Genomic DNA, 15,569 nt, shown 5'->3' on the forward strand with positions numbered 1-15,569 from the left:
TCCGGGTGTGCGGCGGGGGCGTGCGGGGGGCGGGCGTCCCATGGCCCGGTAAACGGGCGGTCGGCAAGGCAAAGCCCCGCGCCGCTCCGGACGGCCGTTCGGCAAAGGTCTGCCAAATCGCCGCCAACACTTGACATCCCTGGGGATTCCGGGCCGATCCGGGCATCCACTGGAGGAACGGGACGCGTCCACGCCCCACCTTCGCGGACCTAGGGAGTCGGTATGAGCGAGACCACGGTGCACGAGTCGTACTCCTTCGCCTGCATGCGCTGCGGCAGCGGCTGGGAGCAGTCCTACGAGATAGAGCACCACACGGACGCCCAGGGCCGGACGTCCGTGGTGTACCTGGCCGACGGGCGGATCGTGCCCTCCCCGCTCTCCCGGCCCACCTGCCACAACTGCGACGGGCACGTCGTACGGATCATGCGGCCGGGGCGGGTCGCCTCGGCGCGGAAGGCCGCGGCGCACGGGCCGTACGCCGCCGTGCCCCGGCAGGCCGGGCCGGTCGAGGCACCGGTGGCGGGCGGCGTGGACGAGCGGCGGCACTGGCACGTCGCCGACCTGCTGCACGCCCTGCACCTGCACCGCAAGGCGGGCTGACCGGCGTTTGTAGGATCGGGGCATGCCTTCCAACGCCCCGGCCGACAAGAACGCGGCGCCCCCGCCGCCCGAGCCCCTGCGGGTGCCGGTCGCCGACTCGCACACCCACCTCGACATGCAGTCCGGCACGGTCGAGGAGGGCCTCGCGAAGGCCGCGTCCGTGGGCGTGACCACGGTCGTCCAGGTCGGCTGCGACCTCGCCGGCTCCCGCTGGGCGGCCGAGACGGCGGCGGCGTACGAGAACGTCCACGCCGCCGTCGCCCTGCACCCCAACGAGGCTCCGCGCATCGTCCACGGCGATCCTGGGGGCACCTCCCAGCCCCCTGGGGCTGGGGGAGGCTGGTCCCGGCAGGGGGCGCGGGTGCCCGGCGGGGACGCCGCCCTCGACGACGCGCTCGCGGAGATCGACCGGCTGGCCGCGCTGGAGCAGGTCAAGGCCGTCGGGGAGACGGGACTGGACTACTTCCGCACCGGCGAGGAGGGCAAGGAGGCGCAGGAGCGCTCCTTCCGCGCCCACATCGAGATCGCCAAGCGGCACGGCAAGGCGCTGGTCATCCACGACCGCGACGCCCACGCCGACGTCCTGCGCGTGCTCAAGGAGGAGGGCGCCCCCGAGCGGACCGTCTTCCACTGCTACTCCGGCGACGCCGAGATGGCCGAGGTCTGCGCCGCGGCCGGCTACTTCATGTCCTTCGCCGGCAACGTCACCTTCAAGAACGCCCAGAACCTGCGCGACGCCCTCGCCGTCGCCCCGCTGGACCTGGTCCTGGTGGAGACCGACGCGCCCTTCCTGACCCCGGTGCCCTACCGGGGGCGGCCCAACGCGCCCTACCTGATCCCGGTCACCGTGCGCGCGATGGCCGCCGTACGGGGCATCGGCGAGGACGCGCTGGCGGGCGCGCTGGCGGCGAACACGGCGCGGGCCTTCGGCTACTGATCCCCGGCTACTCTTGCGGGGTGAGCAGCCCCACCCCGCCCGACGCCCTCCTGGGCCCCGCCGACGTCCGTGAACTGGCGGCCGTCCTCGGCGTCCGCCCCACCAAGCAGCGCGGCCAGAACTTCGTCATCGACGCCAACACGGTCCGCCGTATCGTGCGCACCGCCGAGGTCCGCCCCGACGACGTGGTGGTCGAGGTGGGCCCGGGTCTCGGCTCGCTCACCCTGGCCCTGCTGGAGGTGGCCGACCGGGTCACCGCCGTGGAGATCGACGACGTACTGGCCGCGGCGCTGCCCGCCACGGTCGCGGCCCGGATGCCCGACCGCGCCGACCGGTTCGCGCTGGTCCACTCCGACGCCATGCGGGTCACCGAACTGCCGGGCCCCGCCCCGACCGCGCTCGTCGCCAACCTGCCGTACAACGTGGCCGTCCCCGTCCTCCTGCACATGCTGGAGACCTTCCCGAGCGTGCAGCGCACCCTCGTCATGGTCCAGGCGGAGGTCGCCGACCGGCTGGCCGCCGGGCCGGGCTCCAAGGTGTACGGCGTGCCGTCCGTGAAGGCCAACTGGTACGCCGAGGTCAAGCGGGCCGGGTCCATCGGGCGGAACGTCTTCTGGCCGGCGCCCAACGTCGACAGCGGACTGGTGTCCCTGGTACGGCGCGCGGAGCCGCTGGGCACGACCGCGTCGCGGGCCGAGGTGTTCGCCGTCGTCGACGCCGCCTTCGCCCAGCGCCGCAAGACCCTGCGGGCCGCCCTGTCCGGGTGGGCCGGGTCGGCGGCGGCGGCCGAGGCGGCACTGGTCGCCGCGGGTGTGTCGCCGCAGGCGCGTGGGGAGTCCCTGACCGTGGAAGAGTTCGCGCGGATCGCCGAACACAAGCAGTGACGGAAGGCAGCGAGCACGTGAGCGTAACCGTACGGGTCCCCGCCAAGGTCAACGTCCAGCTCGCGGTGGGCCCGGTCCGCCCCGACGGCTTCCACGACCTGGCCAACGTCTTCCTCGCCGTCGGCCTGTACGACGAGGTCACGGCGGCCCCCGCCGACACGCTGCGCGTCACCTGCGAGGGGCCGGGCGCGGACCAGGTGCCCCTGGACCGCACCAACCTCGCCGCCCGCGCCGCGCTCGCCCTCGCCGAGCGCTACGGCCGCGCCCCCGACGTGCACCTCCACATCGACAAGGACATCCCCGTCGCCGGCGGCATGGCGGGCGGCAGCGCGGACGGCGCGGCGGCGCTGGTCGCCTGCGACGCGCTGTGGGGGACGGGCGCGTCCCGTGACGAGTTGCTGGACATCTGCGCCGAGCTGGGCAGCGACGTGCCGTTCAGCCTGGTCGGCGGGGCGGCGCTGGGCACCGGGCGGGGCGAGAAGCTGACCGAGCTGAAGGTGGGGGGCACCTTCCACTGGGTGTTCGCGATGGCGGAACGGGGGCTGTCGACGCCGGCGGTGTTCCGGGAGTTCGACCGGCTGGGCGAGGGGGCGGACGTCCCCGACCCGGTGGCCTCGCAGGCGGTGCTCGACGCCCTCGCGGGCGGCGACCCCGGTGCGCTGGCGGTGGCCGTCTCCAACGACCTCCAGCCGGCCGCGCTGTCGCTGTTCCCGGAACTGGCGGACACGCTGGCCGCGGGGCGCGCGGCGGGGGCGCTGGCGGCGATCGTCTCGGGCTCGGGCCCGACCACGGCGTTCCTGGCGGGGGACGCGGACGCGGCGACGGTCATCGCCGGGGTGCTGCGGGCCTCCGGCACGTGTGGGGCGGTGCGGGTGGCGGAGGCGCCGGCGGTGGGGGCGGTGGTGGTGTGAGTCTTCAGAGCTGGTCGATGGTGGTCAGGTCGACGTCGATGGGGTAGGGCTTGTCCACCTTGATGCGATCGCGGTGCATGCCCATGTGGACGTACGCGTTGGTCATCGGGTCGAGTTCATAGACGTGGACGACGGGCTTGCCCTCCGTGCCACCCTGCTCCACCCGCCAGAAGTTCGGGATGCCGGCGGCGGCGTACTTGTGGGGCTTGGTGGTGCGGTCGCGGGACTCGGAGTCGGGGGAGACGACTTCGACGGCGAGCAGGACGTCCTCGGCCTGGTAGCTGGTCCGGGCCGGACCGGTGACCGCCTCCGCGCGGATGACGCTCACATCGGGTTCGGGGCCGTTGCGCTGGTCGAGGACGATGGTCATCTCCCGTCGGATCCTCAGTTCGGCCGGCGCCGTGCCGCGCAGGCCGTTCACCAACAGGTCGATGACGATGCTGTGGAAATCCCGCTGCGGACTCACGAAAATCAAGCTCCCGTCGATCAGCTCGGTGTGCGGCGGGAGATCCGGCAGCGTGGACAGGTCGTCCACGGTGTATCCGTCCTGCGGCGGCACCGGCCAGCGCTGGGTGCTGCGGTGCTTCACGGACTCGGCGGTCATGGTTCCTCCCATGGACGGGATCCTGCTGCCTGCCCTCCACGGTAGCGGGACGATCTGACATGCGTCACTACAAAGAGTGACGACCTTTGTCCGTGTCACCCCGCCTCCCGAAGGGCCTACGCTTGAAAGCTGATCGTCCCCCAGTCAGGAGAGAAATGGCCGTCAACCTGGTCAATGTCGAGAACGTCAGCAAGGTGTACGGCACCCGTGCGCTGCTGGACGGGGTGTCCCTCGGTGTCTCCGAGGGGGACCGCATCGGCGTCGTGGGCCGCAACGGTGACGGCAAGACCACGCTGATCCGGATGCTCGCCAAGCTGGAGGAGGCCGACACCGGCCGGGTCACCCACTCCGGCGGGCTGCGGCTCGGGGTGCTGACCCAGCACGACTCCCTCGACCCCGCCGCCACGGTGCGGCACGAGGTCATCGGTGACCTCGCCGACCACGAGTGGGCGGGCAACGCCAAGATCCGGGACGTGCTGACGGGACTGTTCGGGGGGCTGGACCTGCCGGGGTTCCCGCAGGGGCTGGACACCGTCATCGGGCCGCTGTCGGGCGGGGAGCGGCGGCGGATCGCGCTGGCCAAGCTGCTCATCGACGAGCAGGACCTGATCGTCCTGGACGAGCCCACCAACCACCTCGACGTCGAGGGCATCTCCTGGCTCGCCCGGCACCTGAGCGCACGGCGCTCCGCGCTGGTCTGCGTCACCCACGACCGCTGGTTCCTCGACCAGGTCTGCACCCGCATGTGGGACGTGCAGCGCGGTGACGTCTACGAGTACGAGGGCGGCTACTCGGACTACGTCTTCGCCCGCGCGGAACGGGAGCGCATCGCCGCGACCGAGGAGGCCAAGCGGCAGAACCTGGTCCGCAAGGAGCTGGCGTGGCTGCGGCGCGGGGCGCCCGCGCGGACGTCGAAGCCGCGGTTCCGGGTGGAGGCGGCGAACGAGCTGATCGCGGACGTGCCGCCGCCGCGGGACAGCAGCGAGCTGATGAAGTTCGCGTCGTCGCGGCTGGGGAAGACGGTCTTCGACCTGGAGGACGTGACGGTCCAGGCCGGGCCGAAGGTGCTGCTGAAGCACCTGACCTGGCAGCTCGGGCCGGGGGACCGGATCGGTCTGGTCGGCGTCAACGGCGCGGGCAAGACGTCGCTGCTGCGGGCGCTCGCGGAGGCCGCCACCAGTGAGGGGGAGCGGCAGCCGGCGGGCGGGCAGATCAAGGTCGGCCGGACGGTCAAGCTGGCCTACCTGTCGCAGGAGGTCGCCGAGCTGGACCCGGACTGGCGGGTGCTGGAGGCCGTGCAGCAGGTGCGGGAGCGCGTCGACCTGGGCAAGGGGCGCGAGATGACCGCCGGGCAGCTGTGCGAGACGTTCGGCTTCGGCAAGGAGAAGCAGTGGACGCCGGTCGGGGATCTGTCGGGCGGTGAGCGGCGCCGGCTGCAGATCCTGCGGCTGCTGATGGACGAGCCGAACGTCCTCTTCCTGGACGAGCCCACGAACGACCTCGACATCGAGACGCTGACCCAGCTGGAGGATCTGCTCGACGGCTGGCCCGGGTCGATGATCGTCATCTCCCACGACCGGTTCTTCGTGGAGCGGACCACGGACTGGGTGTTCGCGCTGCTCGGCGACGGCGCGCTGCGGATGCTGCCGCGCGGCATCGACGAGTACCTGGAGCGGCGGCAGCGGATGGAGGAGGCCTCGGCGTCGGCGCCCGCGCCGGTGGTGGAGAAGGCCGCCGCCGAGCGGAGCGCGGCCGACCAGCGGGCCGCGAAGAAGGAACTGCAGAAGATCGAGCGGCAGTTGGACAAGATCTCCGAGAAGGAGAGCAAGCTGCACGCGCGGATCGCCGAGAACGCCACGGACTTCGCGAAGGTCGCCGAGCTGGACGCCGAACTGCGGGAACTGTCCGGTCAGCGTGACGAGTTGGAGCTGCGCTGGCTGGAACTGGCGGAGGACGCCTGACTCGGTCGTATTGCGAGGAATTTCGGTGATCCGGGGCAGTTCTCGCCGGTAGGGGGAGCGCGGCGTCGAACAAGCGTGTAGCTTCCGGGGGCAGGTCGGGGGACTGTGCCGGGGGACTGTGGGGCGGGACTGGGGGGTTGCAGTGGGAGTGCGGCTGATGGTGGTCGACGACCACCGATTGCTCGCCGAGGCGTTGGCCTCGGCGTTGAAGCTGCGGGGGCACCGGGTGCTGGCCGCGGCGGCTCCGGCCGCGGGGGCGGCGGAGCTGGTGATCAGCCGGGCGCCGGAGGTGTGCCTGATGGGGACGGCGACGCCGGCCGAACCGGGCATCTTCGATCCGGTGGTGCGGATCAAGCGGGACCGGCCGCAGGTGGCGGTGCTGGTGCTGGGTCCGGTGCCGAGCCCGCGCGGGATCGCGGCGGCGTTCGCGTCGGGGGCGTCCGGGTACGTCCGGCACGACGAGCGGATAGAGGGCGTCGAGCGGGCGATCATGAAGGCCCGGGCGGGGGAGGCGGCGGTGGCCCCCGCGTTGCTGCAGGGCGCGTTCGCCGAACTGCTCAACCCCGCCGCGCAGCCCGACGACGAGGGCCAGCGGCTGCTGCAGCTGCTGACGCCCCGGGAGCTGGAGGTCCTGGTGCGGGTCGCCGACGGCGAGGACACGCGGCTGATCGCGGCGGGGATGGGGATCGCGCCGTCCACCGCGCGGACCCATGTCCAGCGGGTGCTGATGAAACTGGGGGTCGGGTCCCGACTGGAGGCGGCTGCGCTGGCGGCCCGGACGGGGCTGCTGGACCGGGCGGGGGCCTCCGGCGGTTGAGCGGCGGACGCCTGCGGCGGCCTGTGCGGGTTGGGTGGGGGTGCGTGTAGCGCCCAGTCGTGTGCGGGTGGGTCGGGGCCGGGGTGGGGGGTGTCCGTCCTCGGAACGGCGCGGAATCGGTCACTGACGGGGGTGAAGCGTGCTGACGCGCCAACCGCTGTGGGCGGACACCCCCCACCCCGTCCCCTGCGCGCCGTACGTGAGCTGCGGGTGCGTCCGACGGCCGTAGAAGTGTCGGACAGGGGGCGGGCCGGTCAGTGGGGCCCGGAGAGCAGCGCGTCGAGTTCCGGATAAGCGATGCCTTCGGCGAGGGAGTCGTAGCCGCCGGTGCCGAAGAGGTCCTGTGCGGCGCGGCGGGCCGCAGCGTAGGCGGCCTGCGCCACGCCCGAGCCGAGGCTGACGCGGGCCACGCCGAGGGCACCGAGCTGGGCGACCGTCGGGGCGCCGGGGCCGGCCATGACGTTCAGCGGTACGGAGATGTCCCTGGCCAGCGCGGCGATGGTGGCGGTGTCGGTGACGCCGGGGACGAAGACGCCGTCCGCGCCCGCGTCGACGTACGAACGCGCCCGGGTCAGGGTGTCCCGCAACCGGGTGTCCGGGTCGCCGAGCCCGAACAGGAAGGTGTCGATACGGGCGTTGAGGAACAGGTCCGCGCCCGCCCGGTCGGCACACTGCCGGGCCGTGGCCAGCCTCGCCGCCAGCTCTGCCGGGGGCCGGGTGCCGTCCTCGATGTTGACGCCGACGGCGCCGGCCGCGAGCACACCGGCGACGGTCTCGGCGACCTCGGCGGCGTCCTTCCCGTACCCGCCCTCGATGTCGGCGGTGACCGGTACCGCGACGGCGGCGACGATCCGGGCGATCAGCTTCAGCGCCCGGTCGCGGGCCAGGACGTCACCGTCCGGGGACCCCAGCGACCAGGCGACACCGGCACTGGTGGTCGCGATCGCGGGGGCGCCCGCGGCCTCGATGACGCGGGCGCTCGCCACGTCCCAGGCGTTGGCGAGCGCGAGGGGTGCCGTCGGGGTGTGCAGGGAGCGGAAGAGACGGGCGGGGTCCGGCTGCGTCGTGGTCATGGACGCAGTCAAACACCGGTCTGCGCCCGTCTTCTGGCGAGAATCCGACGCATAGGTCGGCCTCGGAACCGGGGGCGGCTCCGACGTCAGCCCCCGAAGGGGGCGTCATCCACGGTCCGGGGTGAGCGGGCGCGACGGCACCCCGTCGCGCCCGCTCACCCCACGTCAGTCACAGCGCACGGTGTCTACTCCGCACCGTTCGCCGGCGGAGTGGGCGGCACCGTGGGCCGCAGCTTCAGCCAGGCCAGGAAGAACAGCCCCAGGACCAGCATCCCGAGCCCGGTCCACAGGTTGATGTTGACGCCCTCCGCCTTGTCGATGTCGGCGTCGGACGCGGTGAGGCCGGCGATCGTGACGATGACGCCGTAGAGGGCGAAGAGGCCGCCGATGATGCGGCGGATGTCGAACAGCCGGGCCGCCGTCGCCGACTTGGTCTCCAGTTCGGAGACCTCCTCCTGGACGTTCTTCTCGTGGAACTCAGACATGCTCTCTCAATCCTTCCGCGATCAGAACGAGAACGGGATGTAGCAGGCGGCCGCCAGCACGACCGCGCCCCAGCCCAGCAGCGCCGGCTTGCGGTACCACGCGTCGTCGCCCTCGCCGGGCGCCTCGGACATGCCGGGGGAACGCGTGCCGTAGACCAGGCCCTGGAGTTCGGCGGCCGGCTTCGGGGCCGTGAAGAGGGACACGGCGACCATGACCACCGCGCCGGCGACGAAGCCGACGATCGCGGAGACGAAGTTGGCGCCCTGGTCGGAGGGGATGTCGATGACGCCCTGCTTGTAGATCCAGAAGTAGTTGACCATCGCCGCGACCGTGCCCGCCAGCAGGCCCCAGAAGCCGGACTTGACCGACGCCCGCTTCCAGAACATGCCGATGATGAAGACGACGAACATCGGCACGTTGAAGAAGGAGAACAGCGTCTGGAGGTACGCCATGATGTTGGAGAAGGACTGGGCGAGGAAGGCCGTACCGATCGAGGCCAGTACGCCGATCACCGTGATGACGCGGCCGAACTTCAGGTAGTACTCGTCGGGCTGGTCCTTCTTGACGTACTTCGCCCAGATGTCGGTGGTGAACACCGTGTTGAAGGACGAGACGTTGGCCGCCATGCCGGCCATGAACGCCGCCAGCAGACCGGTGACCGCGATGCCGAGCACGCCGTTGGGCAGGAACTGCTCCATCAGGTACGGGATCGCGTCGTTGTACTGGAGGTCGGAGCCGGGCGTGCCGATCTTGGGGACCAGGGCGGCGGCGACCAGGCCGGGGATCATCACCAGGAAGACGATGAAGATCTTCGGGAACGCCGCGATGAGCGGGGTGCGCTTGGCGGCGGAGAGGTTCTTCGCGGACAGGGCGCGCTGCACCTCGGCGAAGTTGGTGGTCCAGTAGCCGAAGCCGAGGACGAAGCCGAGGCCGAGGACGATGGTCAGCCAGTTCGCGCCGAGCGGGTTGTCGCTGCCGATGCCCGTGCCGCCCCAGGACGTCATGAAGTCGCCGCCGTGCTGCGCGGAGAGGTTGTCGGTCAGGCCGTCCCAGCCGCCGACCTTCTTCAGGCCGAGGATGGTGATCGGGATCAGGGCCGCCAGGATCACGAAGAACTGGAGGACCTCGTTGTAGATCGCGGAGGAGAGGCCGCCCAGGGTGATGTAGGCGAGCACGAAGACGCCGGCCACGACGATGGAGACCCACAGGGGCCAGCCGAGGAGGGCCTCGACGACGATCGCCAGCGCGTAGAGATTGACGCCCGCGATCAGGATCGCGGCAATCGCGAACAGGATCGAGCTGAGCAGGTGCGCCGACCGGTCGAAGCGCAGGAGCAGGAACTCCGGGACCGAGCGGACCTTGCTGCCGTAGTAGAACGGCATCATCACCAGGCCCAGGAAGACCATCGCCGGGATCGCGCCGATCCAGTACCAGTGGGTCGTGTAGACGCCGTACTGGGCACTGTTGGCGGCCATGCCGAGGATCTCGGTGGCGCCCAGGTTGGCCGCGACGAAGGCGAGTCCGGTGACCCAGGCGGGCAGGGACCGGCCGGAAAGGAAGAAGTCGAGGCTGGTTCTGACCGAGCGGCGGGCGGCGAGGCCGATGCCCAGGACGACCACGAAGTAGATGGCGAGGATCGTGTAGTCGAGCCAGTTGGTGGGGAGCCGGAGCTCCGCCGCCAGGTATGTGGGGGTTTGCATGCGTACTCGCTTCGTTGCGTGAACTGATCCGAGCGGAACCTAACCCTCCGCCTTCAGAAAATGAACACTTTCGATGATGTTCTTTGATTGATTGTGATGATCGGCGGGGGTGGTGGGTTGTGAAGTGTTATGTTGGATTGTGTTGAGTGCTTGGGTGCGGGTAGTGGCGTGAGGAGTCCGGCAGTGAAGAAGACCTCGACCCGGCTGGCCGACGGGCGCGAGCTGATCTACTACGACTCGCGCGACGACGTCGTACGCGACGCGGTGGACCGCCGCCCGCTGGATCCGACCGTGACCTCGTCCGAGATCCGCCGCGACGTGCTGCTCGGCGACGCGGTCGCGATCGCGTCGCACCGCCAGGGACGGACCTACCACCCGCCGGCCGACCAGTGCCCCCTGTGCCCGACGCGGGGCGAGCGGCTGAGCGAGATCCCCGACTCGTCGTACGACGTGGTGGTCTTCGAGAACCGCTTCCCCTCGCTGGCCGGCGACTCCGGGCGGTGCGAGGTCGTCTGCTTCACCTCCGACCACGACTCCTCCTTCGCCGATCTGAACGAGGAGCAGGCGCGGCTCGTGCTGGACGCCTGGACGGACCGCACCTCCGAGCTGTCCCATCTGCCCTCCGTCGAACAGGTCTTCTGCTTCGAGAACCGCGGCGCCGAGATCGGTGTGACGCTGGGTCACCCCCACGGGCAGATCTACGCCTACCCCTTCACCACCCCCCGCACCGCCCTGATGCTCCGGTCCCTCGCGGCCCACAAGGAGGCGACCGGCGGGGAGAACCTCTTCGACACCGTGGTCGAGGACGAGCTGAGCGGCGAGCGGGTCGTCCTGGAGGGCGAGCACTGGGTCGCCTTCGTGCCGTACGCCGCCCACTGGCCCTACGAGGTGCACCTCTACCCGAAGCGGCGGGTTCCTGACCTGCTGGGTCTCGACGAGGCGGCGCGCACAGAGTTCCCCCAGGTCTATCTGGAACTGTTGCGGCGGTTCGACCGGATCTTCGGGGAGGGTGAGCCTCCGACGCCCTACATCGCGGCCTGGCACCAGGCGCCGTTCGGGCAGCTGGAGGAGTTCGAGGGCGTCACACGCGACGACTTCGCGCTGCACCTGGAGCTTTTCACCATCCGCCGTACGTCCGGCAAGCTGAAGTTCCTCGCGGGCTCCGAGTCCGGCATGAACGTCTTCATCAACGACGTGCCGCCGGAGCGCGCGGCCGAGCGACTGCGAGAGGTAGCGAGTTCATGAGCGGGAAGTACCTGGTCACGGGTGGCGCGGGGTATGTCGGCAGCGTCGTCGCCCAGCATCTGGTGGAGGCCGGGCACGAGGTCGTCGTCCTCGACAACCTCTCGACCGGCTTCCGGGAGGGCGTGCCGGCCGGGGCCGCGTTCGTGGAAGGGGACATCCGCGACGCCGGGAAGTGGCTGGACGGATCGTTCGACGGGGTGCTGCACTTCGCCGCCTTCTCGCAGGTCGGCGAGTCGGTCGTCAAGCCCGAGAAGTACTGGGACAACAACGTCGGCGGGACCATGGCCCTGCTCGGCGCCATGCGCGAGGCGGGCGTGCGGCGGCTCGTCTTCTCCTCCACGGCCGCCACCTACGGCGAGCCGGAGCAGGTGCCGATCGTCGAGACCGCGCCGACCGCACCCACCAACCCCTACGGCGCCTCCAAGCTCGCCGTCGACCACATGATCAGCGGGGAGGCCGCCGCCCACGGGCTGGGGGCCGTGTCGCTGCGGTACTTCAACGTCGCGGGGGCGTACGGGCAGTACGGCGAGCGGCACGACCCCGAGTCGCACCTGATCCCGCTGGTGCTCCAGGTGGCGCAGGGGCGGCGGGACGCCATCTCCGTCTTCGGCGACGACTACCCGACGCCGGACGGCACCTGCGTACGCGACTACATCCACGTCGCCGACCTCGCCGAGGCGCACCTGCTGGCGCTGGACGCGGCGACCGCCGGCGAGCACCTGATCTGCAACCTCGGCAACGGGAACGGCTTCTCGGTCCGCGAGGTCATCGAGACCGTGCGCCGGGTGACGGGGCATCCGATCCCCGAGGTCGTCGCACCGCGGCGCGGCGGTGACCCGGCGGTCCTGGTCGCCTCGGCCGCCGCCGCGCGCGAGAAGCTGGGCTGGCAGCCGTCGCGCGCCGACCTCGCGGGGATCGTCGCGGACGCCTGGGAGTTCGCGCAGCAGCGCGCCAACTGAAACGCAGGAAAGGTCAGGGATTCAGGGGATGAGCGTCGACACGGCGGCCGAGGTCGCCGAGCGGTTCACGCGGCTGTACGGGAGCGAGCCGGAGGGGGTGTGGGCGGCCCCCGGGCGCGTCAACCTCATCGGTGAGCACACCGACTACAACGACGGCTTCGTGATGCCGTTCGCGCTGCCGCACACGGCGGTGGCGGCCGTCTCGCCGCGCACCGACGGCGTACTGCGGCTGCACTCGGCGGACGTCGAGGGCGGCGTCGTCGAGCTGCGGGTGGCCGACCTGGCGCCGGAGAGCGACCGGAAATGGACGGCGTACCCGTCGGGTGTGGTGTGGGCGCTGCGCGAGGCCGGGCACGAGATCACCGGCGCCGACGTCCATCTGGCGTCGACGGTTCCGGCGGGCGCGGGGCTGTCGTCCTCGGCGGCGCTGGAGGTCGTGGTCGCGCTGGCGCTGAACGACCTGCTCGGGCTGGGGCTGCGCGGCTGGCAGCTGGCCCGGCTGTGCCAGCGGGCGGAGAACGTGTACGTCGGCGCCCCGGTCGGCATCATGGACCAGACGGCGTCGGCCTGTTGCGAGGCCGGGCACGCGCTGTTCCTGGACACCCGGGACCTGTCCCAGCGGCAGATCCCGTTCGACCTGGCGGCCGAGGGGCTGCGGCTCCTCGTCGTCGACACGCAGGTCAAGCACTCCCACAGCGAGGGCGAGTACGGCAAGCGCCGCGCCGGCTGCGAGAAGGGCGCCGCGCTGCTGGGCGTCGACGCCCTGCGGGACATCCCCTACGAGGAACTGGACGCCGCCCTGGAGCGGCTCGGGGACGAGGAGGAGGTGCGGCGGCTGGTCCGGCACGTGGTCACCGAGGACGAGCGGGTCGAGCGGGTCGTGTCCCTGCTGGAGTCGGGTGACCCGCGGGCCATCGGGCCGGTGCTGGTCGAGGGGCACGCCTCGCTGCGGGACGACTTCCGGATCTCCTGCCCGGAGCTGGACCTCGTCGTCGACACCGCCCTGGAGACCGGCGCCCTCGGGGCGCGGATGACGGGCGGCGGGTTCGGCGGCTCGGCGATCGTGCTGGTGGAGGCGGCCGACGTGGAGGCCGTCGGCAAGGCGGTCCAGGCCGCGTTCGCGGCGGCCGGGTTCACCGCGCCGCGGACGTTCGAGGCGGTGCCGTCGGCGGGGGCGCGCCGGCTGGTGTAGTCCGCGGCCCGTTTCAGGCCAACTGTTTGACCAAGGTGTACTCCGTGATCCCCGGCGGGTAGTCGGGGATCACGCACATCACGTCGTAGCCCCGGCGGCGGTAGAACTCCGGGGCCTGGAAGTCCCAGGTCTCCACCCGGGCCGCCCGGCAGGCCCGTTCGCGCACCGCGGTCCGCTCCGCCTCGGCGAGGAGACGGGAGCCCAGTCCGGCACCGCGGTGGCGGCCGTCCACCCACAGGTACGTCACGTGCAGCCAGGTCGCCCAGGTGTGGCCGACCAGACCGCCGGCCACCCGATCGTGCCCGTCCATGATCCAGACGTGCAGCGGGACTTCGCGATCGTGAGGGGTCGCGCGCAACGCGCGCAGGACGGGCGAGGCCGCCGTGTTCGTCTCCTTCAGACGAGTGTGCAGGATGTCGCGTCGTGCCTTGTCGACTTCTGTCTCAAGACGAAACATGCGGCTCACCATAAACGTGCCGGACCGCCAGTTCTGCAAATAACCTTCCGCTCCCGCCCCTCGCCCGTACCCTGATGAACAGCACCGGTGGGGGCCGGTGCCGATCAGGGGGCGAGACAGTCGGGTACGGCGTCCGGGGCGGGGTAGCGATCTGAGTGCGGCGGCGGCCGCGCGGCGATGGCGGCCGGTCCCGGGCCGTGGTGCCGGACGCCGCGCCGACCGGCACAGCCGCGTCGGCGGCACAGCGGCGTCAACCGGCACAGGCGGATACGGGAGCACGAGCGCTCCGGGTGTCGTACCCGCGCTGATGTCGTCCTTTGAGACTGGGAATCCCCCGCTCCGTGAGGAGCGCGGGGAAGGGGGTCACGTGGTTCGCATCCGAGTCCTGGTCGTCGACGACCATCGCATCTTCGCCGAGTCGCTCGCCGCGGCCCTGGCCGCCGAGCCGGACGTCGACGTGTCCGCGGCGGGCAGCGGCCCGGCCGCGATGCGCTGCCTGGAGCGGGCGGCGTCCGAGGGACGGCGGTTCGACGTGCTGCTCGTCGACGCCGACCTCGGCGGCAGGCCCGGGGCGCGGCCCGCCGTGCCCGTGCCCGACACCGACGAGGACCGTCTCGTCGACGGGATCTCCCTGGTCACGGGGGTGCGGTCGGCGCAGCCCGGCGTACGGACCGTCGTGCTCGCCGAGAAGGACGATCCGCGGCGCGCGGCGCTCGCCCTCCAGGCCGGGGCGTCCGGCTGGGTCGCGAAGGACTGCTCGCTGTCGCGGCTGCTCACCGTCATCCGCGGCGTGCTGCGCGACGAGACGCATCTGCCGCCCGCCCTGCTCACCGGCGTACTGCGCGAACTGACCGCCGCCCGCAAGCACCGCACCGAGAGCGAGCGGCTGGTGGAGTCGCTGACGCCGAGGGAACGGGAAGTACTGCGGTGCATGGTCGCCGGACTGGGCCGCAAGGCCGTCGCGGAACGGCTGTTCCTGTCCCCGCACACCGTGCGCACGCACATGCAGAACGTCCTCGGCAAACTCGGCGTGCACTCCACGCTGGCGGCCGTCGCGCTGGCCCGGCGGGCCGGTGTCGGCCCGGTCGACCTGGGACCCGGCGGGCGGGTCGGGGCGGAGGAGACGCACAGCGCCTGAGCCGCTCCCTCCGGTTCAGCCCGGGATGTTGTCGAACGGCGCGGTGAGCCGGCGCAGCAGCCCCGCCAGCTCCGCGCGCTGGGCGCCGGTCAGCTCCGCGAGGATGGCCCGCTCCTGGGCCAGCAGCCCGGCCAGGGCCTGGTCGGCGCGGTCCCGGCCCTCGTCCGTGAGCCGGACCAGCACACCACGCCGGTCGCTCGGATCGGGCAGCCGCTCCACCAGGCCCTTCTTCGCCAGCCGGTCGATACGGTTGGTCATCGTGCCCGAGGTGACCAGGGTCTGGGTGAGGAGCTGTCCGGGGGAGAGCTGGTAGGGGGTGCCCGCGCGGCGCAGCGCCGTGAGCACGTCGAACTCCCAGGGCTCCAGCTGGTGCTCGGAGAAGGCCAGGCGGCGCGCGCGGTCCAGGTGCCGGGCCAGCCTGCTCACCCGGCTGAGCACCTCAAGCGGTTCCACGTCGAGGTCCGGGCGCTCCCGGCGCCACGCTGCGACCAGTCGATCGACCTCGTCCTCCATGACGATCAGTGTAGTGGTTGTGTCGATGTGAAGTCTCTTGATGTTGACTATCTTGACGTGAAGACAGATGTCGGTCGAGGCTGGAAACCCGT

16 protein-coding genes are annotated in these 15,569 nt (G+C 71.7%); 10 read left to right on the forward strand and 6 right to left on the reverse strand.

All coding sequences use genetic code 11. The features are described from left to right. Positions 1 to 222 precede the first annotated feature (222 nt). The 4 genes from J7I94_RS28520 to J7I94_RS28535 are packed head-to-tail and all read left to right on the forward strand — an operon-like array spanning position 223 to position 3,332. On the forward strand, positions 223 to 600 hold the full coding sequence (locus tag J7I94_RS28520; protein ID WP_215171535.1) for a hypothetical protein: 378 nt from the start codon (positions 223 to 225) through the stop codon (positions 598 to 600). Positions 601 to 622: 22 nt separating this feature from the next. Beyond that, on the forward strand, positions 623 to 1,537 hold the full coding sequence (locus J7I94_RS28525) for a TatD family hydrolase (RefSeq protein ID WP_215171537.1): 915 nt from the start codon (positions 623 to 625) through the stop codon (positions 1,535 to 1,537). A gap of 20 nt (positions 1,538 to 1,557) precedes the next feature. Continuing rightward, positions 1,558 to 2,421, forward strand: coding sequence for a 16S rRNA (adenine(1518)-N(6)/adenine(1519)-N(6))-dimethyltransferase RsmA (gene rsmA, locus J7I94_RS28530; RefSeq protein WP_215171538.1), 864 nt, complete (start codon positions 1,558 to 1,560; stop codon positions 2,419 to 2,421). A 17-nt stretch (positions 2,422 to 2,438) separates the two neighbouring features. Beyond that, on the forward strand, positions 2,439 to 3,332 hold the full coding sequence (locus J7I94_RS28535; protein ID WP_215171540.1) for a 4-(cytidine 5'-diphospho)-2-C-methyl-D-erythritol kinase: 894 nt from the start codon (positions 2,439 to 2,441) through the stop codon (positions 3,330 to 3,332). A gap of 4 nt (positions 3,333 to 3,336) precedes the next feature. On the opposite strand, the gene J7I94_RS28540 is transcribed toward J7I94_RS28535, so the two are convergent. After that, positions 3,337 to 3,948 (reverse strand): Uma2 family endonuclease, encoded by a 612-nt coding sequence (locus J7I94_RS28540; RefSeq protein WP_251075887.1) that lies wholly within the window; start codon positions 3,946 to 3,948, stop codon positions 3,337 to 3,339. A 143-nt stretch (positions 3,949 to 4,091) separates the two neighbouring features. Between J7I94_RS28540 and J7I94_RS28545 the strand changes: the two genes are divergently transcribed. Continuing rightward, entirely contained in the window at positions 4,092 to 5,897 is a 1,806-nt protein-coding gene (locus J7I94_RS28545; protein WP_215171542.1) for an ABC-F family ATP-binding cassette domain-containing protein, read from the forward strand. Between the two features lie 142 nt (positions 5,898 to 6,039). Further along, positions 6,040 to 6,714 carry a LuxR C-terminal-related transcriptional regulator gene (locus J7I94_RS28550; protein WP_215171544.1) on the forward strand — a complete coding sequence of 225 codons (675 nt, stop codon included), beginning with the start codon at positions 6,040 to 6,042 and terminating at the stop codon, positions 6,712 to 6,714. Positions 6,715 to 6,968: 254 nt separating this feature from the next. Here J7I94_RS28550 and J7I94_RS28555 read toward each other — a convergent pair whose 3' ends face one another. The 3 genes from J7I94_RS28555 to J7I94_RS28565 all read right to left on the reverse strand — a co-directional run bounded on the left by J7I94_RS28555 (position 6,969) and on the right by J7I94_RS28565 (position 9,973). Then, positions 6,969 to 7,787 carry an isocitrate lyase/phosphoenolpyruvate mutase family protein gene (locus J7I94_RS28555; protein WP_215171546.1) on the reverse strand — a complete coding sequence of 273 codons (819 nt, stop codon included), beginning with the start codon at positions 7,785 to 7,787 and terminating at the stop codon, positions 6,969 to 6,971. A gap of 185 nt (positions 7,788 to 7,972) precedes the next feature. Then, on the reverse strand, positions 7,973 to 8,272 hold the full coding sequence (locus J7I94_RS28560; protein WP_215171548.1) for a hypothetical protein: 300 nt from the start codon (positions 8,270 to 8,272) through the stop codon (positions 7,973 to 7,975). Between the two features lie 21 nt (positions 8,273 to 8,293). Further along, complete coding sequence (locus J7I94_RS28565) at positions 8,294 to 9,973, reverse strand: sodium:solute symporter family protein (RefSeq protein WP_215171550.1); 1,680 nt, start codon at positions 9,971 to 9,973, stop codon at positions 8,294 to 8,296. Between the two features lie 183 nt (positions 9,974 to 10,156). Between J7I94_RS28565 and galT the strand changes: the two genes are divergently transcribed. Genes galT through galK form a run of 3 tightly spaced genes read left to right on the forward strand, consistent with a single transcriptional unit; the run spans position 10,157 to position 13,369 of the window. Further along, positions 10,157 to 11,218, forward strand: coding sequence for a galactose-1-phosphate uridylyltransferase (gene galT, locus J7I94_RS28570; protein WP_215171552.1), 1,062 nt, complete (start codon positions 10,157 to 10,159; stop codon positions 11,216 to 11,218). Continuing rightward, complete coding sequence (galE, locus tag J7I94_RS28575; protein ID WP_215171554.1) at positions 11,215 to 12,177, forward strand: UDP-glucose 4-epimerase GalE; 963 nt, start codon at positions 11,215 to 11,217, stop codon at positions 12,175 to 12,177. Before galT ends, galE begins: the two co-directional genes overlap by 4 nt. A 28-nt stretch (positions 12,178 to 12,205) precedes the next feature. Then, positions 12,206 to 13,369, forward strand: coding sequence for a galactokinase (galK, locus tag J7I94_RS28580; RefSeq protein ID WP_215171556.1), 1,164 nt, complete (start codon positions 12,206 to 12,208; stop codon positions 13,367 to 13,369). A gap of 13 nt (positions 13,370 to 13,382) precedes the next feature. Here the strand turns inward: galK and J7I94_RS28585 are convergent, their stop codons facing one another. After that, entirely contained in the window at positions 13,383 to 13,838 is a 456-nt protein-coding gene (locus tag J7I94_RS28585; protein WP_215171558.1) for an N-acetyltransferase, read from the reverse strand. 355 nt (positions 13,839 to 14,193) lie between these two features. Between J7I94_RS28585 and J7I94_RS28590 the strand changes: the two genes are divergently transcribed. Further along, complete coding sequence (locus J7I94_RS28590; protein WP_215171560.1) at positions 14,194 to 14,964, forward strand: response regulator transcription factor; 771 nt, start codon at positions 14,194 to 14,196, stop codon at positions 14,962 to 14,964. Between the two features lie 15 nt (positions 14,965 to 14,979). Here the strand turns inward: J7I94_RS28590 and tamR are convergent, their stop codons facing one another. Then, positions 14,980 to 15,477: a MarR family transcriptional regulator TamR gene (tamR, locus tag J7I94_RS28595; protein WP_215171562.1), complete on the reverse strand. Its 498-nt coding sequence runs from the start codon at positions 15,475 to 15,477 to the stop codon at positions 14,980 to 14,982. Positions 15,478 to 15,569 lie beyond the last annotated feature (92 nt).

Origin of the sequence: Streptomyces sp. ISL-12 (assembly GCF_018614415.1) — a bacterium.
GTDB lineage: Bacteria > Actinomycetota > Actinomycetes > Streptomycetales > Streptomycetaceae > Streptomyces.